A 22,152-nucleotide genomic window follows, 5' to 3' on the forward strand; every position below is an offset into this window, starting at 1 on the left:
GAAACCATCGCGCGCAAAACATTATCCAGGCGCGTTCATTCGTTACTATTTTCGTACAGCGGCGCGCGCTTTAGCGGTCTTTACGCCACGCGTCCGCCGTCAGGGCTTCGCCGAAATGCCCGGCTATCAGCCGCTTCGTCAGCTCGTGCAACGGCGAGGCCAGCACGTCAGCGGTGCTGCCGCGCTCCACCACTTCGCCCTGATGCATCACCAGCACCTGGTCGCTGATGTGCTTCATCATGCCCAGGTGCTGCGTCACGTAAATGTAGGACAACCCCTGTTTTTCCTGTAATTCCAGCATCAAATTAATAAGCTGCGAACGCATTGACATATCCAGCGAGGCCAGCGCTTCATCGGCGATGATCACTTTCGGGCGCAGAATTAACGCGCGGGCGAGGCCCAGGCGCTGCTTTTGTCCCGGGGCCAGCATATAGGGATAATAATCGGCGTGATCCGGCAACAGGCCGACCATACGTAGCGTTTCTACGATGTGCTGACGACGCGCCTGCGCTTCAAGTTCGGTATTCAGGCGCAGCGGGAAATCAAGAATTTGCGACACGCGCTGGCGGGGGTTAAGCGATGTGGACGGATCCTGAAATATCATGCGGATTCGTTTGCTACGAAACGCGTAATCGCCGTAGGTTAGCGGATGATCATCAATCGCCAGTTCGCCAGTAGTGGGGGCGATTACGCCAGCCAGCATTTTCGCCAGTGTGGATTTTCCGGAACCGTTTTCGCCAATAATCGCCAGCGTCTGGCGCTCGCGCAGGGTAAAGCTTAGCGGTTTTACCGCCTCTAACGTCTGGCGGTGGAACCAGCCGGTACGATAGCGGAAAGTTTTGCTCAGATTGCGTACTTCAAGCAGCGTTTCGACCATCACTCCTTCTCCATATTCAGCGGGAAATGGCAGGCATAGAGATGGTTTCGCGCGCCCGTTAGCCGTGGGGTTTCGATACATTTTCGCTGTGCATAGGGGCAGCGAGGCCCCAGGCGGCAGCCGACCGGCAGGTGTTCGAGCAGCGGGATTGCCCCCGGTAGCGTATTCAGGCGGTTTTTGTGCGGCATGGGGCTGCCGAAATCCGGAATTGCGCGAATCAGGGCCTGGGTATAGGGGTGATGCGGCATGGCGATAAGCTCTTCACTCGGCGCCGTTTCCACCGTCTGGCCGCAGTACATCACGTTAATGCGGTCAGCCCAGTGGCTTAACATCTGCAGATCGTGGCTTATTAGCAAAATAGTGGTGTTATTATTTTGATTCAGACGGCTTAGCAGACGGAAAATTTGCGCCTGCGTGGTCGGTTCCATTGCGTTTGTCGGTTCGTCGGCAATCAGCAGCCGTGGTTGGTTGGCAAGCGCGATGGCAATCATCACTTTCTGGCATTCGCCGTCGGTCAGTTCGTAAGGGTAGCTGCGCATGGCGTCTTTATGATCTTTAATGCCCACCCTGTGCAGCAGTTCGATGGCGCGCCGACGACGCCAGCCTAAGCGCTGCCACCAGCGGCCTTTGTACGTCCAGCCGGGGATATTTTGCATTAGTTGGCGACCAATATGTTCAGACGGGTCGAGGCACGACTGCGGTTCCTGGAAAATCATCGACACATTATGCCCCATCAGTTTGCGCCGTTCGCGCACGCTCAGGCGCAGCAGGTCAATATCATCAAAGCGCATGCGGTCGGCGCTCACGCGCCAGTTGTCGCGGGTCACGCCGCAGATAGCTTTAGCGATGATGCTTTTCCCGGAGCCGGATTCCCCCACCAGCCCGCGAATTTCACCTTCATTGAGCGTCAAATTAACGCGGTCTACCGCTTTGACCCAGCCGTCGCTGGTGCGAAACTCAATAGTCAGATTACGAATATCAAGCAGCGGCATTATTCCACCCCCGCCATAATGGCGCGGCGCAGCCCGTCACCGAACAGGTTGACCAGCAGTATGCTGGTCATAATTGCCGCGCCCGGCAACATTACCGTCCAGGGCGCCGCGTATACCAGTTCCAGCGCATCGCCAAGCATCGCGCCCCATTCCGGGGAGGGAAGCTGGGCGCCAAGGTCAAGAAAACCGAGCGCGGCGATATCAAGGATAGCCATAGACATGGTGCGCGTGACTTCGGTGACCAGCAACGGGGCGGCGTTGGGCATCACGGCGTACCACAGAATGTTTATGGTTGATGCGCCATCAAGGCGCGCGGCGATAACGTACTCTTTTTCCAGTTCGTCATGCACCATAAAATAAACCGAACGTACGATGCGCGGCATTAGCGCCAGCCAGACGGCAAACATAGCGTGGCTGAGCTGCGGGCCGAAAAACGCGACGACAATGATGGCCAGCAGTAGCGATGGGATGGAGAGCAGCGTGTCGAGCACGTGGTTAAGTATTGCCGAGCGCAGGCCGTGCGTGGCGCCGGCAAAAATGCCAAGCAGCAGGCCGACTGCGGTAGCGCCCAGCGTGACCACGAACGCGCCGCCGACCGTCGGCAGCGCCCCGCTAAGCAGGCGCGTAAGCACATCACGGCCTAAATCGTCGGTGCCGAGGAAAAAAGAGACCTCACCGTAGTGCGACCACGACGGCGGCAGAAGCTGATAGCCGAGGAACTGCTGGTCAATGCCGTAAGGCGCCAGTAGACCGCCGAACAGGCATAGCGCCAGGAGCGCGCCGCAGCCATAAAAGCCCGTCATCGCGCCGGGATCGGCGTAAAATTTGCCCCAGACATTTCGCAGCGCGCCGGGGGCGCGCCTTTCGCGATAAACGCTATCGTAAGGCATACCACTCCTTATTTTTTAGCGGGTTAGCCATAGCGCCCAGAATATCTGAAACCACATTGACCACCAGCACCAGTGTGCCAAGCGTCATCACGCCTGCGGAAATGGCCGCATAATCCTGTTGACGAATGGCGTGAACCAGCCAGCGTCCCACGCCCGGCCAGCTAAACACCACTTCAGTGATCATCTCCAGCGTCAGCATGGTGGAAAACTGCAGGCCCAGACGTGGAATAATCGGCGGCAGGGCGTTGTGCAACACGTGCCGATGCAGGATAGTAAAACGCGATAATCCGCGGGTGGCCGCGGCTTTAATATAATTCTGATCGAAGACTTCAATGGTACTGTTGCGCATCAGGCGGATCACTTCGGTAGTCGGTACTACTGCCAGCGTTAAGACTGGCAATACCATATGACGCAACGCACTGACGATCATTTCACGTCGCCAGGGCGAGTCGGTGCGCCAGGCGTCAATAAGTGCGAACCCGGTGACGGATTTCACCTCATAAAGCAGGTCGAAGCGCCCGGATACCGGCAGCCAGTCAAGCGTCAGGGAAAAGAACAGCGTCAACAGCAGCGCCAGCCAAAAAACCGGGATAGAAAACCCAACCAGCGCCAGCGCTGTAACTAGCCTGTCCTGCCATTTATTGCGCATCACGCCCGCCAGCATTCCGGCAGGAATACCGACCAGCAGCGCCAGCGTAAAGGCGTAAAAACACAGTTCCAGCGTGGCCGGAAAGACGTTACGCAGTTGCAGGTTAATTAACTGGCCGTTAATACTTGAAACGCCAAAATCCCAGTGCAACAGGCCGGAGAACCAGAAAAGCCAGGCATTCCACGGCGATGCGCCTTGCAGTGGCGCATGCGGCGTAAAATAGCTAAGGCTAAAGCCGACGAGACTGAGAAAAAACAGCGTTACCAGCAAAAGCAGCAGGCGTCGTAATGTAAAAATGATCATGGCGTCGTTTCCCGGGCGTCATCACGGTATACGCCAGCAAATGAGGCGCTGCCAAAGGGGCTAATCACCAGCCCCCGAATATCGTAACGATAAGCCAGCAGGCGCAGCGAAGAAGCCAGCGGCAGCACAGGCAGCTCTGCGGCCAGGATGCGTTGGGCGCGGTCGTATTCTTCAATGCGCGTCGCCAGTTGCTGAGAGCGCAGCGCCAGTTGCAGCACGTTATCAAAATCCGGGTTACACCAGTGGGTATAGTTAGTCTGAGAACGAATCGCCGCGCAGCTTAGCAGCGGGCGAAAGAAGCTGTCGGGATCGTTACTGTCTGCGGCCCAGCCGGTAAGCGTCAAATCGTGATTCACATCCATCAGACGCGCCTCCTGAAAACGTCCTTCAACGGGAACAATAGTGATCCTGACGCCGATTTGCGCCATATCCGCCTGCAACAGCTCAGCCATTTTCAGTGGGCTGGGGTTCCACGCCTGTGAACGGGTCGGCACCCACAACTGAAGCTGAAGGTTCTCCACGCCCAGCGCCTTAAGACGTTCCCGCGCTTTTTGTGGATTGTATTCCGTGACCCGGGCGCCGTTGTCATAGGCCCAGGAGGCGCGCGGCAATATGGAAGCGGCGGTCTCCGCCGTGCCGTAGTAAATGGACTGCATCAGGCGTTGATTATTAATAGCCAGCGCCAGCGCATGGCGTACGGCCGGGTTATTTAGCGGTGGTTTGTTGGTGTTAAACGCCAGATAGGCGATATTCATGCCAGGGCGCAGCGACAGGCGCAGACGCGGATCGTCGCGCAAAATGGTAAGCTGGCTGGCCGCAGGCCAGGCCAGCACGTCGCATTCTCCGGTCAGCAGTCGCGAAAGGCGCCCGGTGCCGCCGGTGCCAAGGTCAATGACGACCTGCGGCATTCGCGGCACGCCGCGCCAGTACCTGGGGTGACGCGCCAGCCGGATATATTGGCTGGCGCGATAATCGCTTAACTGGAACGGCCCTGTACCCACAGGCTGGCGGTCGAGCTGTTCCTGCTTGTCTTGCGCCGCCAGCTTATCGGCATACTCTGCCGACATCACTGATGCGTAATGGGTGGCGAGATGCCACAGGAACGACGCATCCGGTTTGCGAAGGCGAAACTCCACGGTGTCGCGGTCCAGCTTGCGCACGCTCTTTACGTTGCTGCCAAACTGCAAACTGTCGAAATAGGGGTAGCGGCCGCCGTTAATGTAATGCCAGGGATGATTCTCATTGATAATGCGCTCAAAGCTGAATACCACGTCGTCGGCGTTAAAGGCGCGACGCGGGGTGAACCACGGGGTGGTCTGAAACTGTACGCCGCGACGCAGGTGAAAACGATAAGTTGCGCCGTTATCCAGCACTTCCCAACGCTCCGCCAGCTCCGGCACCAGCCGGTAAGTGTAAGGATCGACCTCAAGCAGACGATCGTAAAGCTGCGCTGCCAGCGTATCGACGGTAAGGCCGCCGCTGGACTGCTGCGGGTTAAAACTATTGACCTGGCCGCTAACGCAGTAGACAAAACCGCTTTGACGAATATCCGTTTCAGGTTTTTCCGGCGCGGCGGCACGGGTAGCGCCGCTAAGCGTCGTCAACGTCAATAAAAGCAAAGGAATAAATCCGCGCATAAGTTTTTGAGTTTTCATCTGCAATAAACAAAGTGTATCGCACATTAGGGCGCTCCCCAAATCCCGGCGCGTTGCCTGGCGCTTTGTTGCTCGTTCAGCGCAGCGGCGTGAGTTCGTAAAGCACCAGCGCGTTGCTTTCCAGCGTCTCTTCCACCACCCAGTCATTAGCAAAGATCTCGTCCCACATCCGCATCTGCGGGCGCGCCCGGTGGCGAACCCACTCGAGCGCTTCGGCATCGGGGCCGCTGGCTGATTGCATACGTTCCAGCAAGGGAAAGAGCGCGCCGTTTTGCTGATCAAACCGTAGCCTGCGAAGGCGCCAACGGCCAGGCGGCACGCCTGTGATTGTCAGGCAAATTCGGCGTCGAAAGCGCTGTATAAACGCATCCTGGCCGCAAAGATCCGGATTAAAGGCGACCGTATTGCTCAGCAGCAGCCGCCAGCCGCCGTTGCTCCGTGTCAGAAGATAGCCCGGACCCAGGGCGAGGCGCTCGCCGGTAAGCCGACGCCACAGGCGCAGCACCCAGTACACCGGACGCGGTAGTGTATCGCCAAACCAAATTGCCAGGCTTGTTGTGTCAACACGTTCCCCCTCCAGCGCTTCGCGCTGCAAAGTGGAGTTAAGCCAGAAACCCACGCAAGTCACGCTATCCGGAAGCGTAAGCAGGCTGTGCATCACCAGAGCGCCGCGAAAAAAACCGCCATTGGTATTGCGTGTTTGTCCGGTCAGGGTATTCCAGGTAAGCAGGCGTATTGGGCGCGTTAATCCGTGACGGTGTAACTCGCGGGTAATGGCCCGCAGCTTGCGGGCTGGATAATCGATTGCGTGCTGTAACGGCGTGTCATCACCTTCGTTCCCGGGCGTTAAAGACGCGTTTGCGTCTGCGGCGCAGGCGATAAAATCGGCGTCATGCAGCAGCGGTTGACGCCAGAGCGGATCGTAGGGAATAAGAGAGATATCGGCCCCAAAATCATAGCCAATGCCGACAGGCGCGTCGGGCAGATACGTGCGGACAGCCTGCGCCAGCGCCTGCCAGCTTTGTTCATTTTGTGAAGGCGTCCTGGCGGGTGACCATATCCACAAAAAGCGCCAGCGCATAAGCAGGGGTGTTGAAAAATGGTTCACGCACTGGTGTAAAAAGGCGCGTAATCGTTCGGGCGAACTGGCGGCGTCCAGCCGCAGGGTGAGCGTCAAACCCAGTTCCTCGACGAGGCTAATAATCCGCTGAAAACGTGTCCAGTTAGGGTTTATCACAAGCGGCGGCTGCCAGTGGTTGGCAAGCAACGGGCTGTTGAGTATCGGCTCAACGATATCCAGGCCGTTGAGCGACAGCGTGCGGCGCAGTTCGCGCAACTGGGTCTGTACGTCATGCTGCAATATATCCTCAATCTCACGCAGGGTGATGATGATATTGCGGCCACGCTGCGGGCGCGCTTTTGCTTCCTGCACAGCGATGCGGATCTCTTCGCTGGTTTCAAAACGCAGCGGCGCGGGCGGGCTGACGCTGTTTTGCGTGCGGCGCAGCAGGGTAAAAAGCAGGTGTGAAGGCACGGCATGGACGCTGTGCTTTGGCGTGCTCTCATCGCGTACCGAGGCGGGGGGAGCGTTATGGGGAGCGCGGCGAAACTGGCGCGGCGTTTTGCCGTAATGTCGCTTAAATAAATCGATCATCTGCCGGTTGTTGGCAAAACCCTGTTCCAGGGCAATCTGATGCACGGGTTTACTGGTGGAGCGCAGCGCTTTTACGGCATTTTGCAGCCGCAGGGCGGTTATAAATTGCATAAAACTCACGCCCACCTCTCTGCGAAACAGCTTTGACAGCCAGGCTTGCGAAACAAACTCAGCACGGGCAATTTCCCCCAGGCTGATACGGCGCCCGACGTTGGCCTCAATACGCTGCACCACCTGAGTAATACGGCGGCTCCAGTGCTGATGACGGCTACTGTGCGCCTGCGTTGGTTGCTGGAAGCCGGCAATCAGAATCAGCATAAGCTCGCTCAACCAGCGGTTAAGCTCAAGACGATAGCGAGGTTCGTCTTTGATTACCGTTGCCAACAAAACCTGATGTAGCGCGTTACGTAAGGCGCTGTTCCAGCGCTCCTGGTCGCTTTGCGGGGTTTGCTGATAATCGTAAAGAAAGAAATCGGGATACCAGCGCGCTATCCACTGACCCGTGAGCGTGATGACCATTACCGCATTTTCACCTGCTCCTTCCAGTATCCAGTCGGTATGGCGATTAACTAACGCAATGGCTCCCTCCCTGAGCGAGTTGAAGCGATCGCCGCTTTGCAAAAACAGTTCGCCGTGCAGCAGTTGGATCAGCGTAAGACTATTGCCTCCCGGTTCGGCCAGATATCGTACCTGATGCAGATCAACGGAAAACTCCGTCAATTCACGATCGACCATTTCTACTCCTTTGCGCCGGGGTCAAAAAATGGGTGCTTGATTTTTGTTATAACCGCACTGTATGAAAAAAAGTCGGCGCTGCCGCGTCACTTTAAAACAAAAAACGCTATTTTAAAGCCGAAAAATCGCCATACACTCGGAAGGCGTATAACAAAAATGACAAAGGTGAATGACATGCAACACATCATAACGGCATTACGCGAGCAGGAAGAGACGTTCACGGCGCTGAGGCGCCAGATTCACAGCCAGCCAGAAATCGGGTTTGAAGAGCATCTTACCGGCAGCCTGGTGGCTCGCTTACTGGAAGAATGGGGATATCAGGTCCATCGTGGGTTAGCCGGGACTGGCGTCGTTGGAACGCTGAAGTGCGGTAACGGAGGAAAGCGGTTGGGGCTGCGCGCCGATATGGATGCGCTGCCGATGAGCGAAAATAGCGGCAAAGCCTGGAGCAGTAAAACCGAAGGCCGTTTCCACGGCTGCGGCCACGACGGCCACACCGCCATTTTGCTTTGTGCCGCGCAATATCTTGCGCGCACGCGCAATTTCAACGGAACGCTGCACCTTATCTTTCAGCCTGCAGAAGAGCTGTTGTACGGCGGGCGGGTGATGCTGGAGGATGGGCTGTTTGATAAATTTCCCTGCGATGCGATCTTTGGCCTGCACAATATGCCGGGATATAAACTCAACCATTTTGCCTTTCGCGACGGCCCGATGATGGCCTCCTCCGATACGCTGCATATTGAGGTAAACGGCGTTGGCGGTCACGGCGCGTTGCCGGAACGCACCGTAGATGCCACGCTGGTGGCCTGCCAGATTGCCGTGGCTTTGCAAACTATCGTGTCACGTAATATTACGCCATTCCAGCCTGTGGTGGTGACTGTCGGCAGCATACAGGCCGGCGAGGCGCCCAATATTATTAACGAAAAGGCGCTGATGAAATTGAGTATCCGTACGCTGGATGAAGGCGTGCGTAAAACAGTACTGCAGCGCGTGCGCGAAATTGCGCAGGCGCAGGCGGCAAGCTTTAACGCCACGGTGACGCTGACGCATGTAAACGGCAGCCCTGTGTTGGTCAATGCCCCTGAAGCAAACCGGCTTGTGCGCGACGTTGCCGCCGGGTTGTTTGGAGAAGACTGTGTGGGGGAATGCGCGCCGTTCATGGGCAGCGAAGATTTTGCCTTTATGCTGGAGGAAAATCCGAACGGTTGTTACTTTATTGTCGGCGCCGGCGATGAGCCGGAACGCTGTATGGTGCACAATCCCGGATATGATTTTAACGATAAAAATATTGTTCCTGCCGCGGCGCTCTGGTGTGCGCTGACCGAAAAATATCTGTGCTAATGGATTGGCCACAGCCGTAAATGGCCCGGCTATCCCCCGGAGTGAGGGTGATATAATGAGTACAATTTTGCTTGATAATGCACGCTTTGTCGGTAATGACCGCCTGCTAACCGGCATTGTTCTTGGCGTTCTTACATTCTGGCTTTTTGCTCAGTCGATGATTAACGTAGTGCCTGCTATTGAAGCCAGCGTAGCGATTCCGGTGGAGACGTTGACGATGGCCGTCAGCCTCAGCGCGTTGTTCAGCGGCTGCTTTATTGTCGCCAGCGGCAGCCTGGCGGACCGTTTTGGCCGAATGCGCCTGACTCGCCTCGGGCTGATGTTGAGCGTGCTCGGCTGCCTGATGCTGGTAATAGCGCAGGGTCCGCTTCTGTTTTTGCTGGGCCGGGCGGTGCAGGGGTTTTCAGCCGCCTGTATCATGCCCGCGACGCTCGCGCTGCTGAAGGAGTGGTATGACGGTAAGGCCCGTCAGCGCGCCATCAGTTTCTGGGTTATCGGTTCATGGGGCGGCAGCGGACTTAGCTCGTTTGTGGGCGGCGCCATCGCCACCGGGCTTGGCTGGCGCTGGATTTTTATTGTTTCCAGCGGCGTCGCGTTGCTGGCGCTTTACCTGCTGCGCAATGCGCCGGAGAGCCGCAGCGCAATGGCTGCCCGAACAAAGCTGGACTGGGGTGGGCTGATAAGCCTGGCGGTGACGCTGGTATTGCTGAATCTGTTTATTTCCAAAGGGCGAGTCTGGGGCTGGGCCAGCGCAGAGTCTTTCACTATGCTGGGGGCGACGCTTGTGGCGGCGTGCTGCTTCTGGCGGCTGGAGCGCGTCAGACAGGGCGGCAATGCGTTGATTGATTTTGAGCTGTTCCGCAACCGGGCCTGGAGCGGCGCTACGCTGTCAAATATGTTGCTCAACGGTTGCGTTGGCACCATGATGATCGCCAGTATTTATATGCAGCAGGGACGCAGCTTCAGTTCGTTTAAAGTCGGCATAATGACCCTTGGCTACCTGGTTACCGTGTTGGCGATGATTCGCGTGGGAGAACGGTTACTGCAACGCTATGGCGCGCGGCTGCCAATGATGGCTGGCCCGACCATCACCGGCGCTGGCGTCATGCTGCTGTCATGCACGTTCCTTAGCGACGCCGCCTACATCATAGCCGTATTCCTTGGTTATATTCTTTTTGGGTTGGGGTTGGGGTGTTATGCGACGCCTTCTACCGATACCGCCGTGACCCATGCGCCCGGCGAGAAGGCGGGCGTGGCATCAGGCATTTATAAAATGGGCAGTTCGCTCGGCGGGGCGTTTGGTATTGCCGGGTCGGCGTCGCTGTTTGCGCTACTGATGACGTTCGGCATTGAGCGCGCCGCGCAGTTTACGCTGCTGGCTAATACCGGCCTGTGCCTGCTGGCGGTTATGGTGAGCTGGCTAATGGTGCCGCGCAGCAGATCTTAAAACGGTGAAGCTGTCCGCCTGAAGCGAACAACTACGCGTCGCCCCCGGCGAGGCGGCTTTTTCCTGAACCTGCTGTACATTCATGCCCGGCTGTTGCAGCCGGGCGATATATTTACCTTATCCGGCGTTAGCGCGGAGCGCCGCAGGGCTTACGACGGGTTGATTTCATGTTTCTTCAGTAGCGCGCGTAGCTGGTGATACGTCAGGCCCAGCAGTTGCGCTGCCTGTTTCTGGTGATATTTCGCCTGTTGCAGGCCCTGTTCAACGAGCGCCTTTTCCTGTTGATGCTGCCAGCGACGTAAATCCAGCGGCAGGGCTGGTAGTGAGGTATTTAGCGCAGATGCGCCAGATATGGTCTTTTGAGGGCGTTGAAACGGGTCGAGGATAATTTCAGACACGGGGCTGTCGCTATTGCCGTGACGGTATACTGAGCGTTCCACCACATTTTTTAGTTCACGAATGTTGCCCGGCCAGGCGTAGCCGAGCAGCGTTTCACGCGCATCATCGCTGAATCCCGTAAACAGCGGCAACTGAAGTTCGCGGCACATTTGGATGGCGAACTGTTCTGCCAGCAACATAATGTCGCTGCGGCGCTCGCGCAGCGGCGGGAGCCGTACTACGTCAAATGCCAGCCGGTCGAGCAGGTCGGCGCGAAAGGTGCCTTCTTCCGCCATCTGCGGCAGATCGGCGTTCGTGGCGCATACCAGCCGCACATTAACCTGAAGCGCCTGACTGCCGCCCACGCGCTCCAGCTCGCCGTATTCAATCACGCGCAGCAGTTTCTCCTGAACCATCATTTGCGCGGTCGCCAGTTCGTCGAGAAACAACGTTCCGCCGTCGGCGCGTTCAAAGCGGCCTGGATGACGCTTTTGTGCGCCGGTAAAAGCCCCCGCTTCATGACCGAACAGTTCTGAATCAAGCAGGTTTTCGTTTAACGCCGCGCAGTTAAGGGAAATGAACGGCCCCTGCCAGCGGCGTGACAGAAAATGCAGACGGCTGGCGATAAGCTCTTTACCCGTACCGCGTTCGCCTGTCACCAGCACGGGCTTATCAAGCGGGGCAAGCCGGGAAACCTGCTCCAGCATTTCGAGAAAGCTGTTGTCTTCGCCCAGCAGATTATCTTTGTATTCCGTCATGATGAATTTAACTATTTGTTGGTGAACTTCACTACTTTAGCGTGGCAATCAAAAACTGTAAACGGTTATAACATCAAATTATTCAAAGAGTTAAATAGTTGGCATGCTTATTGTATTAAGCTTTCCGTGACGGGCAATGACCCGCAGGACCAATAACTGAGGACTACATTATGGGTATTTTTTCTCGTTTTGCCGATATCGTGAACGCCAACATCAACGCTTTGCTGGAAAAAGCGGAGGATCCGCAAAAGCTGGTACGTCTGATGATTCAGGAGATGGAAGATACGCTGGTGGAGGTTCGCTCTACATCAGCGCGCGCGCTGGCCGAGAAAAAACAGCTCACCCGGCGTATCGACCAGGCCGTTGCCCGGCAGGCTGAATGGCAGGAAAAAGCGGAACTGGCGCTGCGTAAAGAAAAAGACGATCTGGCCCGTGCGGCATTGATCGAAAAGCAAAAGCTCACCAATATGATAGCCGCTCTGGAAGATGAAGCGATTCATGTCGATGATACGCTGGAGCGCATGAAAAAAGAGATTGGCGAGCTTGAAAATAAGCTGAGCGAAACCCGCGCGCGGCAGCAGGCGCTGGCGCTTCGTCACCAGGCAGCCTCTTCGTCACGTGAAGTACGCCGCCAGCTTGACAGCGGTAAACTGGATGACGCGATGGCGCGTTTTGAATCCTTTGAGCGCCGCATTGATCAAATGGAAGCGGAAGCCGAAAGCCATCGCTTTGGCAAACAGAGCAGCCTCGATCAGCAGTTTGCCGATCTGAAGGCCGATGATGAAATCAGCGAGCAGTTAGCGGCGTTAAAAGCTAAAGTACAGCGCGGCGACCAGTAATATTTTTGCGGCGCGCTGGCGCCGCACGTTTGACCTGTAAGGAGCACACATGAGCGCGCTATTTCTTGCCATCCCGCTGACGATTTTTGCATTGTTTGTCGCCCCTGTTTGGCTGTGGCTGCATTATAGCAACCGCGCGGAACGGGGCGCGCAGCTTAATGACAGCGAACGCCAGCGTCTGGCTCAACTGAGCGACGAGGCGCAGCGGATGCGTGAACGCATTCATACGCTGGAGCAGATACTTGATGCCGAACATCCGAACTGGAGGAATGACTAATGGCGATAACGTTTTCCGGACGTAAGCTGTGGCGTATTCCACAGCGAGGTATGATTAAAGGGGTATGTGCGGGTCTTGCCTGTTACCTGAACGTACCGGTAAAACTGGTGCGCCTGATCGTAGTTTTGTCGCTGATATTCGGATTGTTTTTCTTTACTATCGCGGCGTACATTATCCTGACGTTCGCACTGGACCCGATGCCGGACGATGTTTCAGAAGACGCGCCGTCCACCCCAAACCTGCTTGATGACGTCACGCTCGAACTGGCGCAGAGCGAGCGTCGGCTGCGCGCGATGGAGCGCTATGTGACGTCTGACGCCTTCACTTTACGCAGCCGCTTTCGCCAACTGTAAGCCTGACCGGGATTTTGAGGAGAGTGAGTATGAAAACTACGCCGTTGCGCCGTGCTGCGGTTAAAGCAAAACCGACAGTCAAAATTGTGGGCAAACTGGTTGTGCTGACTGCGTTACGCTATGGCCCGGCGGGTGTGGCCGGGTGGGCGATAAAATCCGTTGCGCGCCGCCCGATTAAAATGCTGCTGGCGGTGGCGCTTGAACCGCTGCTCTCTCGCCTGGCAGCCCGCCTGTCCCGCCGCTTCGCGAATAATGCTCCGCGCTAATCTCTCTGCCGCCGTCAGGCGGCATGATGATGAATTCGCGCGCCTCAGGTAAACTTCATGCAGGCCGCGTTGCGGCCATCTCCGACAAGGCGGATGACACAGGAGTGTTATGAAGCGAATCAAAAATGAACTGCAGTCCCTGATAAACCGCGGTATGGATCGCCATCTGCGCTTAGCCGTAACCGGTCTGAGCCGCAGTGGTAAAACCGCATTTATCACGGCGATAGTAAACCAACTTCTTAACGTACACGCCGGCGCCAGGCTGCCTTTGCTGAGCGCGGCGCGCGAAGAGCGTCTGCTGGGCGTAAAACGCGTGCCGCAGCGGGATTTAGGGATACCGCGCTTTACCTACGACGAAGGGTTGGCGCAGCTTTATGGTTCGCCGCCCGCCTGGCCTACGCCGACACGCGGCGTTAGCGAAATGCGCCTGGCGCTTCGTTACCGCTCAAACGACTCTCTGCTGCGCCATTTCAAAGACACCGCCACGCTGTGGCTGGAAATTGTCGATTATCCGGGCGAGTGGCTGCTCGACCTGCCGATGCTGGCGCAGGATTATCTTACCTGGTCGCGACAGATGACCGGCCTGCTTCAGGGCCAGCGCAAAGTGTGGTCTCACAGGTGGGCTGAGCTGTGCGTCGGGCTGGATCCGCTGGCGCCCGCCGATGAAAACCGCCTTGCGGCCATCGCCGCCGCCTGGACTGATTACCTCATTACCTGTAAAGCTGAAGGCATGCATTTTATCCAGCCGGGGCGCTTTGTGCTGCCGGGGGAGTTGGCCGGTGCGCCCGCGTTGCAATTTTTCCCCTGGCCGGATGTGGAGCGTTACGGCGAATCCGCGCTGGCGCAGGCCGACAGGGGAAGTTATTTTGCCATGCTGCGCGCTCGTTTTGAGTACTACTGCAATAACATCGTAAAAGGGTTTTATCGCGAACACTTTTTACGCTTTGATCGCCAGATTGTCCTGGTGGACTGCCTGCAACCGCTCAACAGCGGGCCGCAGGCGTTTAACGATATGCGGCTTGCGCTGACGCAGCTCATGCAAAGCTTTCACTACGGTCAGCGCACGCTGTTTCGCCGTATGTTCTCGCCGGTTATCGACAAACTGCTTTTTGCCGCTACAAAGGCGGACCACGTTACGGTCGATCAGCACGCAAACATGGTATCGCTGCTCCAGCAACTGGTGCAGGACGCCTGGCAAAATGCGGCGTTTGAAGGCATCAGTATGGATTGCCTTGGTCTGGCATCAGTGCAGGCGACACAAAGTGGTATTGTGGACGTGCAGGGAGAGAGCATTCCGGCGCTGCGTGGCCACCGCCTGAGCGACGGCGCGCCGCTGACTGTCTATCCGGGCGAGGTTCCGGCGCGTCTGCCTGGCAGTGCGTTCTGGGAAAGCCAGGGCTTTCAGTTTGCGCAGTTCCGCCCGCAGGTGATGGATGTGGATAAGCCGCTGGCGCATATCCGGCTGGACGCGGCGCTGGAATTTTTACTGGGAGATAAACTGCGATGAGCGAGCCGCTGAAGCCGCGTATTGATTTTGACAAACCGCTGCAAACCGATACGCAGTCCAGGTTTAAATCCGCCCATGCTTTCAGCGAGCCGGAGGCCGGGCGTTTCACGCCGACGCCGGCGGATACGTCGCCTGAGGAGCAAGAGGGGGCCGCAGAAGCCGCCGTGGATGCCGCGCTGCGCCCCAGGCGCAGCCTGTGGCGAAAAATGGTGGGTCTTGGGCTGGGCATCTTTGGCGTTAGCGTTACAGGCCAGGGCATTCAGTGGGCGCATACTGCCTGGATTACACAGGACTGGGCCGCGCTTGGCGGCTGCGCTGCCGGCGTGCTCATCGTTGGCGCGGGCGTTGGATCCGTAGCGAGTGAATGGCGGCGGCTGTACCGGTTGCGCCAGCGCGCCGAGGCGCGCGATGAGGCGCGGGAACTGCTCGCCAGCCACGGCAACGGCCGCGCGCGGGCGTTTTGTGAAAAGCTGGCGGCGCAGGCCGGGCTGGATCACGGGCATCCGGCGCTTCAGCGCTGGCATGCGGCGATTCACGAAAGCCAAAACGATCGGGAAATCGTTACGCTGTATGCGCATATCGTACAGCCTGCGCTGGATGCGCAGGCACGGCAGGAAATTCGCCGTTCGGCAGCGGAGTCGACGCTTATGATCGCCGTAAGTCCGCTGGCGCTGGTGGATATGGCGTTTATCGCCTGGCGCAATCTGCGGCTGATTAACCGTATCGCCGCGCTTTATGGCATTGAGTTGGGTTACTACAGCCGCCTGCGTCTGTTCCGGCTGGTGCTGCTTAACATTGCCTTCGCCGGCGCAAGCGAACTGGTGCGTGAAATTGGCATGGACTGGATGTCGCAGGATTTGGCCGCACGGCTGTCGGCGCGCGCGGCGCAGGGCATCGGCGCGGGGTTGTTAACTGCGCGTCTGGGTATTAAGGCAATGGAAATCTGCCGCCCGCTGCCGTGGTTGGATGACGACAGGCCGAAGCTCAGCGATTTCCGCCGCCAGTTGCTTATGCAAATGAAAGAAACGCTGCAAAAAAATAAGAGCAGCGGTCCTGCCTGAACTTTCGCGCCAGTTGCGACGACCGGCGCGTATTTCTTTCTCCACGCTGTCAATTTTTGTTGACAGATCGCTTCTTGGACGCGTTGAAACAGAGTATTATTCAGCAATTCTTACACTGCTTTGTTCGTCAAGGTTTCCCATGCGTCTTGAAGTCTTCTGTGAAGACCGTCTTGGTCTGACCCGTGAACTACTCGATCTTCTGGTGCTGCGCGGCATTGATTTGCGGGGTATCGAAATCGACCCTGTTGGCCGAATCTATCTCAATTTTTCCACACTCGATTTCGCTACCTTCAGCAGCCTGATGGCGGAAATCCGGCGCATCCCAGGCGTGACGGATGTGCGTACTATTTCCTGGATGCCTTCAGAGCGGGAGCACCGTGCCTTGAGCGCGCTGCTGGAGGCGCTGCCGGAGCCTGTGCTGTCGCTGGATTTGAAATGTAAAATCGAGCTGGCTAACCCGGCAAGCTGCGCGCTGTTTGGTCAGAATGCGCAACGCCTACGCAATCTTAATGCGGGGACGTTGATTACCGGTTTCAATTTTCAGCGCTGGCTGGAAGAGGCGCCGCAGGCGTCGCACGTTCAGCATGTGGTCATTGCCGGGCAACATTTTTTAATGGAAGTGACGCCGGTATATCTTGATGCTCAGGACGACGCCGTTATGACCGGGGCGGTGGTGATGCTGCGCTCTACGGCGCGCATGGGGCGGCAGTTACAGGATCTCAGCGATGCGGATCTGGAAGCGTTCAGCCAGGTGGTCGCCGTCAGCCCTAAAATGCGCCACGTGGTGGAGCAGGCGCGTAAGATGGCGACGCTCAGCGCGCCGTTGCTGATTGTCGGCGATACCGGTACCGGTAAGGATTTGCTGGCTCACGCCTGTCATCTGGCAGGGCCGCGTTCGCAAAAGCCGTTTCTGGCGCTTAACTGCGCGTCCATTCCGGAAGATGCGGTGGAAAGTGAACTGTTCGGCCATGCCCCGGATGGTAAAAAGGGCTTTTTTGAGCAGGCTAACGGCGGTTCGGTGCTGCTGGATGAAATTGGTGAGATGTCGCCGCGTATGCAGGTTAAGCTGCTGCGCTTTCTTAATGACGGCACGTTTCGCCGCGTGGGCGAAGACAGCGAGGTACATGTTGATGTGCGCGTCATTTGCGCAACACAAAAAAACCTGGTCGAACTGGTGCGCAAGGGGCTGTTTCGCGAAGACCTCTACTATCGCCTCAATGTGCTTACGCTTCATCTGCCGCCGCTGCGCGAGCGTCCACAGGATATCATGCCGCTGCTTGAGTTGTTTGTCGCGCGATTTGCCGATGAACAGGGGATGGCGCGCCCGAAGCTGTCAGCGGAACTGGGGGCGATACTCATCCGTTATGGCTGGCCTGGCAATGTGCGTCAGCTAAAAAATGCTGTTTACAGCGCGCTTACCCAACTGGATGGATTCGAACTGCGGGCGCAGGATATCCCGCTGCCGGACTTTGACGCCGCTGCGCTTTCGGTAGGGGAAGAGGTGCTGGAAGGGTCGCTGGATGAAATTACCCGCCGTTTTGAACGCTCGGTGCTGGTTCAGCTTTATCGTAACTACCCAAGCACCCGTAAGCTGGCGAAGCGGTTGGGCGTATCCCATACCGCTATTGCCAATAAGCTGCGCGAATATGGACTCGGTCAGCGAAAAACAGACGAATAAACGCTGATGCTGGTTAACCGCTAAACTGAGGCGTTCGCTTTGCCCGGCGCGACGCCGGCTTTCAGGTTGTTGGCAGGAGGACAACACATAGTTTTGTCCTCCTGCCGCTATAGACGGAAAAGCAATGTTTTGACTTTTTACGCTATTTCTGGCCGGGATTGCGCGTATCGGCGTTTATCGATCGTCTTAAGCCCGACGCGACGCCGGATACGCTATCCGTGAGAAGGTGCGCTTACATGCCCGGTGCTTACGCCTTCAGCGCAGCCAGCGCGGCGTCGTAGTCCGGCTCATGAGTGATTTCATTCACCCGTTCACCGTAAATGACTTCATTATTTTCATTAAGCACCAGTACGGCGCGGGCGGCCAGCCCCTTTAGCGCGCCATCATCAATCGCCACACCGTAGTCGTGAAGAAACCGGCCAGAGCGCAGCGTGGACAGGGTAACCACGTTTTGCAGGCCTTCTGCGCCGCAAAAGCGTGACTGCGCAAACGGCAGGTCGGCGGAGATGCACAGCACCACGGTATTGTCCAGTTTGTCCGCCAGCTCGTTAAAACGGCGAACGGATGCGGCGCAAACGCCGGTATCAACGCTTGGAAAAATATTCAGTATTTTGCGCTTGCCGGCAAACTGCGCCAGCGATACATCGCTGAGGTCTTCTGCGACCAGGCTGAACGGCTGAGCTTTAGTACCCACCTGAGGAAAATGGCCGGCAACGGTGACCGGATTACCCTGGAAATGAACGGTTTGGGACATGATTATCTTCCTGTTTACATATGTTTAACACGCGGCTTAGTGTATTCCAACATTTCTTTGATGAACATAAAAAACTTAACTGCCGGGGCGCCGCAGGCTGGCTATACTCTGTGAAAAAGCGAAGCTGGGTGTGGAAATGCGAACCGTCAGGCTCTTTCAGGAAACGTGGCCGCTGCGAACGCCGTTCGCCACGGCGCGAAACCGTCGTAGCGAAATTGAAGTGGTCGTGGTTGAACTGGAAGAGAAAGGTATTCGGGCGGTAGGCGAAGCTACGCCTTACCTGCGCTATGGTGAAAGCACGGCATCGGTTATGGCGCAAATCGCCGCTGTTTTGCCTCAGCTTGAGCGTTCAATGACGAAAGAGCAGTTACAACAAACGCTGCCGCCGGGCGCGGCGCGTAACGCCGTTGACAGCGCGATGTGGGATTTTGCGGCGCGTAGTTGCGCTATGACGGTAGGTGAATTGGCGGGTGTAAACCTTCCTGACCCGCTGGTTACCGCCCACACAGTCGCGCTTGCTCAACCGACGGAAATGGCTGCGGCAGCGCTGGCGCTGTGGAAGAGCGGGGTCAGCCTGCTAAAAATCAATCTTGATGACAGGCTTATTAGTGAACGTATGGTGGCGATTCGCGATGCCGTACCGCAGGCTACGCTCATTGTCGATGCCAACGAATCCTGGCGCCCCGAAGGGCTGGCGACGCGCTGTCAGTTGCTCGCCGATCTTAACGTCACGCTGCTTGAGCAGCCGCTGGCGGCTCAGGACGACGCCGCGCTGGAAAACTTTATCCATCCGTTGCCTGTTTGCGCGGACGAAAGCTGCCATACCCGCAGTAGCCTGAAGGCGCTGCAAGGGCGCTATGAATATATTAACATCAAACTGGATAAAACCGGGGGGCTGACTGAGGCGCTGGCGCTGGCTGATGCGGCAAAGGCTTTGGGGTTTAAAATGATGCTGGGCTGTATGGTCTGCACCTCTCGCGCCGTGAGCGCCGCGCTGCCGCTGGCGGCGAAGGCGCAGCTTGTAAGTCTTGACGGCCCGTGGCGGCTGGCGGTGGATGTGGAACCTGCGGTTGGTTTCAGCAGTGGCCGCCTGCTGCTGCCATGATGTCATACTGCCAGCGCAGCAGGCCGGCATGACCTCCGGATGGCGCCCGACAGCCTCATCGGCATAAACCGGCGTAAGCCCGATAGCCACGCGCGGCAGCGCCAGGTCGTTGCATCAACGGCCAAATGAGTCAGGCGTCTCGTAACCAACGCAAAGGTTTCAGAGCGGCCATAAGCAGTTGCGCGGGGTTCCTCAACGCTGCCCGGTGGGCCGTGGGCGTTGCCCATGCGGGGCGCAGACGATGCATCAACTGGCGCAGGGCGCGTGTTTCAGGTTCGACCTGGCCCGCTGCCGGTACTGAGCGTCCCATCGCGCACGCCGGCGGCGCGGTTCCGGCGATACGTCGTTTCTCCGCGCCGCCAGTTGGCGGCCGGAAAATTTTGGTTGAGATCGACGCCGCATGCGTTAGCATGCAGGCCGGGCGGCTAACCGACCGGAATTACTGGAATTACTGCTGGCGCAACACAGCGGCGAGGCTGTGTTGCAGCAGAGGGCAGGGGAGCGTTGTCGCAGCGCCGTTTTCATCGCCGCGGGTACCGGCAATAAGAAGGCCGCTGCGGCGTCGTCGGAAAGTACAAGCGTTGGGGCGCTGCCTGCCTGGCGTTAGCGGGCCGCGTTCGAAGCGAAGTTATACGGAGTTCTCGCTGAGGTTGCTATTTATTAAGGCAGCACAGGCGTGAAACGCCAGAGACGGTTGGCTAATGCCGACACGCGCGCTTTTGGGAAAAACAAAAAAATCAAAGGATTGATTTTATGCCGTTAGCGACAAAGAGGCAACGCCCTCGTTTTACCTCTTTGTCAACAATCTAAAGCGTGACGCGCCATTGTTATGCTCCGGCATGCAGAGTTTTTACAGACAGCCTGGGGCGCAATATGTTGATTTTAAAAATGGTGAATTTTTCTTTGCGGCAGAAAACGCCAGTGGACTGAAAAAGGTGACTGATGAAAATAATGCTTCGCTATTTCTTTTGCATATTGCCCGCAATTTGCGCCTTCAGCGCGGCTTATGCTGCGGACGTTTCCCCGGGCGTAACGCTGGCTAAACGCCAGGAACTGGTGCGACACCTTAAAGATGAGCCTGCAACACTCGATCCGGCTAAAGCGGTAGGTTTACCGGAAATTCAGGTCATTCGCGATCTGTTTGAAGGGCTGGTCAATCAGGGCGAGGACGGACATCCCCAGCCGGGCGTCGCTCTGCGCTGGCGCAGTAATGATGACCGCCACTGGACGTTTACGCTTCGCGATAACGCGCGCTGGTCAGACGGCACGCCCGTAACGGCACAGGATTTTGTAGACAGTTGGCGGCGTTTGGTCGATCCGAAAACCACATCCCCATTCGCCTGGTTTGCCGCGCTGGCTGGGATCCAGAACGCTCGCGCCATCAGCGAAGGTAAAATGTCGCCGTCTTCGCTCGGCGTCGTCGCCGTGGACGCCCGCACGCTGCGCGTCCAGCTTGACAGACCGGTTTCGTATTTCCCGACCCTGACAGCCAGTTTTGCACTATATCCGGTCAATATGCGCAACCTGGCGCAATTTGGCAAAGACTGGACGCGGCCTGGAAACCTGGTCGGCAACGGCGCGTTTGTGCTGCGTGAGCGCGTGGTCAATGAAAAACTGGTGCTCACGCCCAATCGACAGTACTGGGATAATGGCAAAACGGTGCTGACCCGCGTTACGTTTGTGCCCATTAACCAGGAGTCCGCCGCCACCAGTCGTTACCTGGCAGGCGATATCGACATCACCGAGTCTTTTCCCAAAAACCTCTACAGGAAGCTGTTGAAGGAAATTCCGGAGCAGGTTTACACCCCGGCGCAGTTAGGAACCTATTACTACGCTTTCAATACCCGCAAGGGGCCAACTGCCGATGTGCGCGTGCGTCAGGCGCTGTCAATGGCCATTGACCGCCGCATTATTGCCGAAAAGGTGTTGGGAACCGGGGAAAAACCGGCGTGGCGATTCACGCCTGACGTAACGGCTGGCTTTACCCCGGCCCCATCGCTTCTGGAAGAGGTGAAGCAGGAAGAGCTTAATGCGCAGGCTAAAACGTTGCTTCAGGCGGCAGGCTACGGGCCTGAGCGCCCGCTGACGCTAACGCTGTTGTACAACACTTCTGAAAACCATCAGAAAATCGCCATTGCGGTACAGTCCATGTGGAAAAAAAATCTGGGCGTGGACGTGAAGTTGCAAAATCAGGAATGGAAAACCTATATCGATAGTCGCAACAGCGGTAACTTTGATGTGATTCGCGCTTCCTGGATAGGCGATTACAATGAGCCTTCCACATTTTTGTCGCTTTTTACCACTGAGCATACCGGTAATATTCCCCGCTTCAGCGATCCTACTTATGATAATGTAATGGCGCAGGCAGCCAGGGAAGCGAGCAACGCAGCGCGTAATCAGGATTACAATCAGGCGGAAAATATCCTTGCTGAAAAAGTGCCGGTTGCGCCGATTTACCAGTACACCAATGGGCGCCTGATTAAGCCCTGGTTGAAAGGATACCCAATCAATAACCCTGAGGATGTGGCCTACAGCCGTACAATGTACATCATCAGCCACTGATAGTTTTTGTAATATAGCCGCTCACCGGGGCGGCTAAATAGCTGCGCCGAATACTGCTACACTTTTGCCAG

The 22,152-nt window shown here is 57.0% G+C and carries 19 protein-coding genes; 11 read left to right on the forward strand and 8 right to left on the reverse strand.

Going from position 1 to position 22,152, the window contains the following annotated elements; genetic code table 11:
- Positions 1-70: 70 nt before the first annotated feature.
- The 6 genes from sapF to JJB97_RS11080 form a co-directional block, all read right to left on the reverse strand.
- A complete protein-coding gene (gene sapF / locus JJB97_RS11055) occupies positions 71-877 on the reverse strand; it encodes a putrescine export ABC transporter ATP-binding protein SapF (RefSeq protein WP_238714071.1) in 807 nt (268 codons plus the stop codon).
- Complete coding sequence (sapD, locus tag JJB97_RS11060) at positions 877-1,869, reverse strand: putrescine export ABC transporter ATP-binding protein SapD (protein WP_238714072.1); 993 nt, start codon at positions 1,867-1,869, stop codon at positions 877-879. Before sapD ends, sapF begins: the two co-directional genes overlap by 1 nt.
- A complete protein-coding gene (sapC, locus tag JJB97_RS11065; protein WP_238714073.1) occupies positions 1,869-2,759 on the reverse strand; it encodes a putrescine export ABC transporter permease SapC in 891 nt (296 codons plus the stop codon). The genes sapD and sapC overlap by 1 nt, the downstream gene beginning before the upstream one ends.
- Complete coding sequence (sapB, locus tag JJB97_RS11070; RefSeq protein WP_238714074.1) at positions 2,746-3,711, reverse strand: putrescine export ABC transporter permease SapB; 966 nt, start codon at positions 3,709-3,711, stop codon at positions 2,746-2,748. The genes sapC and sapB overlap by 14 nt, the downstream gene beginning before the upstream one ends.
- Entirely contained in the window at positions 3,708-5,348 is a 1,641-nt protein-coding gene (gene sapA / locus JJB97_RS11075; RefSeq protein WP_263457939.1) for an ABC transporter substrate-binding protein SapA, read from the reverse strand. Before sapA ends, sapB begins: the two co-directional genes overlap by 4 nt.
- A 94-nt stretch (positions 5,349-5,442) precedes the next feature.
- The gene (locus JJB97_RS11080) at positions 5,443-7,755 is read right to left on the reverse strand and encodes a helix-turn-helix domain-containing protein (protein ID WP_238714075.1); all 2,313 of its coding nucleotides are present in this window, start codon (positions 7,753-7,755) and stop codon (positions 5,443-5,445) included.
- A gap of 174 nt (positions 7,756-7,929) precedes the next feature.
- Between JJB97_RS11080 and JJB97_RS11085 the strand changes: the two genes are divergently transcribed.
- On the forward strand, positions 7,930-9,096 hold the full coding sequence (locus tag JJB97_RS11085) for a M20 aminoacylase family protein (protein WP_238714076.1): 1,167 nt from the start codon (positions 7,930-7,932) through the stop codon (positions 9,094-9,096).
- 55 nt (positions 9,097-9,151) lie between these two features.
- Positions 9,152-10,543 carry an MFS transporter gene (locus tag JJB97_RS11090; RefSeq protein ID WP_238714077.1) on the forward strand — a complete coding sequence of 464 codons (1,392 nt, stop codon included), beginning with the start codon at positions 9,152-9,154 and terminating at the stop codon, positions 10,541-10,543.
- A gap of 149 nt (positions 10,544-10,692) precedes the next feature.
- Here JJB97_RS11090 and pspF read toward each other — a convergent pair whose 3' ends face one another.
- A complete protein-coding gene (pspF, locus tag JJB97_RS11095) occupies positions 10,693-11,679 on the reverse strand; it encodes a phage shock protein operon transcriptional activator (RefSeq protein WP_238714078.1) in 987 nt (328 codons plus the stop codon).
- Between the two features lie 170 nt (positions 11,680-11,849).
- Between pspF and pspA the strand changes: the two genes are divergently transcribed.
- The 7 genes from pspA (at position 11,850) to tyrR (ending at position 17,660) form a co-directional block, all read left to right on the forward strand.
- Positions 11,850-12,518 (forward strand): phage shock protein PspA, encoded by a 669-nt coding sequence (pspA, locus tag JJB97_RS11100; RefSeq protein ID WP_238714079.1) that lies wholly within the window; start codon positions 11,850-11,852, stop codon positions 12,516-12,518.
- A 49-nt stretch (positions 12,519-12,567) separates the two neighbouring features.
- Positions 12,568-12,795: an envelope stress response membrane protein PspB gene (gene pspB / locus JJB97_RS11105; RefSeq protein WP_238714080.1), complete on the forward strand. Its 228-nt coding sequence runs from the start codon at positions 12,568-12,570 to the stop codon at positions 12,793-12,795.
- A complete protein-coding gene (gene pspC, locus JJB97_RS11110) occupies positions 12,795-13,148 on the forward strand; it encodes an envelope stress response membrane protein PspC (protein ID WP_238714081.1) in 354 nt (117 codons plus the stop codon). Before pspB ends, pspC begins: the two co-directional genes overlap by 1 nt.
- A gap of 29 nt (positions 13,149-13,177) precedes the next feature.
- Positions 13,178-13,414 carry a phage shock protein PspD gene (gene pspD, locus JJB97_RS11115; RefSeq protein WP_238714082.1) on the forward strand — a complete coding sequence of 79 codons (237 nt, stop codon included), beginning with the start codon at positions 13,178-13,180 and terminating at the stop codon, positions 13,412-13,414.
- A gap of 109 nt (positions 13,415-13,523) precedes the next feature.
- Positions 13,524-14,921: a YcjX family GTP-binding protein gene (locus tag JJB97_RS11120; protein ID WP_238714083.1), complete on the forward strand. Its 1,398-nt coding sequence runs from the start codon at positions 13,524-13,526 to the stop codon at positions 14,919-14,921.
- Positions 14,918-15,982, forward strand: coding sequence for a TIGR01620 family protein (locus JJB97_RS11125; RefSeq protein WP_238714084.1), 1,065 nt, complete (start codon positions 14,918-14,920; stop codon positions 15,980-15,982). The genes JJB97_RS11120 and JJB97_RS11125 overlap by 4 nt, the downstream gene beginning before the upstream one ends.
- 139 nt (positions 15,983-16,121) lie before the next feature.
- On the forward strand, positions 16,122-17,660 hold the full coding sequence (gene tyrR / locus JJB97_RS11130) for a transcriptional regulator TyrR (RefSeq protein WP_238714085.1): 1,539 nt from the start codon (positions 16,122-16,124) through the stop codon (positions 17,658-17,660).
- A gap of 247 nt (positions 17,661-17,907) precedes the next feature.
- On the opposite strand, the gene tpx is transcribed toward tyrR, so the two are convergent.
- Positions 17,908-18,414 carry a thiol peroxidase gene (gene tpx / locus JJB97_RS11135; RefSeq protein WP_238714086.1) on the reverse strand — a complete coding sequence of 169 codons (507 nt, stop codon included), beginning with the start codon at positions 18,412-18,414 and terminating at the stop codon, positions 17,908-17,910.
- A gap of 136 nt (positions 18,415-18,550) precedes the next feature.
- Here tpx and ycjG point away from each other — a divergent pair, with 136 nt between their 5' ends.
- Positions 18,551-19,519: an L-Ala-D/L-Glu epimerase gene (ycjG, locus tag JJB97_RS11140; protein WP_238714087.1), complete on the forward strand. Its 969-nt coding sequence runs from the start codon at positions 18,551-18,553 to the stop codon at positions 19,517-19,519.
- Positions 19,520-20,470: 951 nt separating this feature from the next.
- On the forward strand, positions 20,471-22,081 hold the full coding sequence (locus JJB97_RS11145) for a peptide ABC transporter substrate-binding protein (protein ID WP_238714091.1): 1,611 nt from the start codon (positions 20,471-20,473) through the stop codon (positions 22,079-22,081).
- Positions 22,082-22,152 lie beyond the last annotated feature (71 nt).

Source organism: Tenebrionibacter intestinalis, assembly GCF_016632365.1.
Lineage (GTDB): Bacteria > Pseudomonadota > Gammaproteobacteria > Enterobacterales > Enterobacteriaceae > Tenebrionibacter > Tenebrionibacter intestinalis.

What these genes read in the sequence shown, in the direction of transcription:
- sapF (WP_238714071.1), bottom strand. Translation starts at nt 877, where the DNA reads ATGGTCGAAACGCTGCTTGAAGTACGCAATCTGAGCAAAACTTTCCGC.
- sapD (WP_238714072.1), bottom strand. Translation starts at nt 1,869, where the DNA reads ATGCCGCTGCTTGATATTCGTAATCTGACTATTGAGTTTCGCACCAGC.
- sapC (WP_238714073.1), bottom strand. Translation starts at nt 2,759, where the DNA reads ATGCCTTACGATAGCGTTTATCGCGAAAGGCGCGCCCCCGGCGCGCTG.
- sapB (WP_238714074.1), bottom strand. Translation starts at nt 3,711, where the DNA reads ATGATCATTTTTACATTACGACGCCTGCTGCTTTTGCTGGTAACGCTG.
- sapA (WP_263457939.1), bottom strand. Translation starts at nt 5,348, where the DNA reads ATGCGCGGATTTATTCCTTTGCTTTTATTGACGTTGACGACGCTTAGC.
- JJB97_RS11080 (WP_238714075.1), bottom strand. Translation starts at nt 7,755, where the DNA reads ATGGTCGATCGTGAATTGACGGAGTTTTCCGTTGATCTGCATCAGGTA.
- JJB97_RS11085 (WP_238714076.1), top strand. Translation starts at nt 7,930, where the DNA reads ATGCAACACATCATAACGGCATTACGCGAGCAGGAAGAGACGTTCACG.
- JJB97_RS11090 (WP_238714077.1), top strand. Translation starts at nt 9,152, where the DNA reads ATGAGTACAATTTTGCTTGATAATGCACGCTTTGTCGGTAATGACCGC.
- pspF (WP_238714078.1), bottom strand. Translation starts at nt 11,679, where the DNA reads ATGACGGAATACAAAGATAATCTGCTGGGCGAAGACAACAGCTTTCTC.
- pspA (WP_238714079.1), top strand. Translation starts at nt 11,850, where the DNA reads ATGGGTATTTTTTCTCGTTTTGCCGATATCGTGAACGCCAACATCAAC.
- pspB (WP_238714080.1), top strand. Translation starts at nt 12,568, where the DNA reads ATGAGCGCGCTATTTCTTGCCATCCCGCTGACGATTTTTGCATTGTTT.
- pspC (WP_238714081.1), top strand. Translation starts at nt 12,795, where the DNA reads ATGGCGATAACGTTTTCCGGACGTAAGCTGTGGCGTATTCCACAGCGA.
- pspD (WP_238714082.1), top strand. Translation starts at nt 13,178, where the DNA reads ATGAAAACTACGCCGTTGCGCCGTGCTGCGGTTAAAGCAAAACCGACA.
- JJB97_RS11120 (WP_238714083.1), top strand. Translation starts at nt 13,524, where the DNA reads ATGAAGCGAATCAAAAATGAACTGCAGTCCCTGATAAACCGCGGTATG.
- JJB97_RS11125 (WP_238714084.1), top strand. Translation starts at nt 14,918, where the DNA reads ATGAGCGAGCCGCTGAAGCCGCGTATTGATTTTGACAAACCGCTGCAA.
- tyrR (WP_238714085.1), top strand. Translation starts at nt 16,122, where the DNA reads ATGCGTCTTGAAGTCTTCTGTGAAGACCGTCTTGGTCTGACCCGTGAA.
- tpx (WP_238714086.1), bottom strand. Translation starts at nt 18,414, where the DNA reads ATGTCCCAAACCGTTCATTTCCAGGGTAATCCGGTCACCGTTGCCGGC.
- ycjG (WP_238714087.1), top strand. Translation starts at nt 18,551, where the DNA reads ATGCGAACCGTCAGGCTCTTTCAGGAAACGTGGCCGCTGCGAACGCCG.
- JJB97_RS11145 (WP_238714091.1), top strand. Translation starts at nt 20,471, where the DNA reads ATGCTTCGCTATTTCTTTTGCATATTGCCCGCAATTTGCGCCTTCAGC.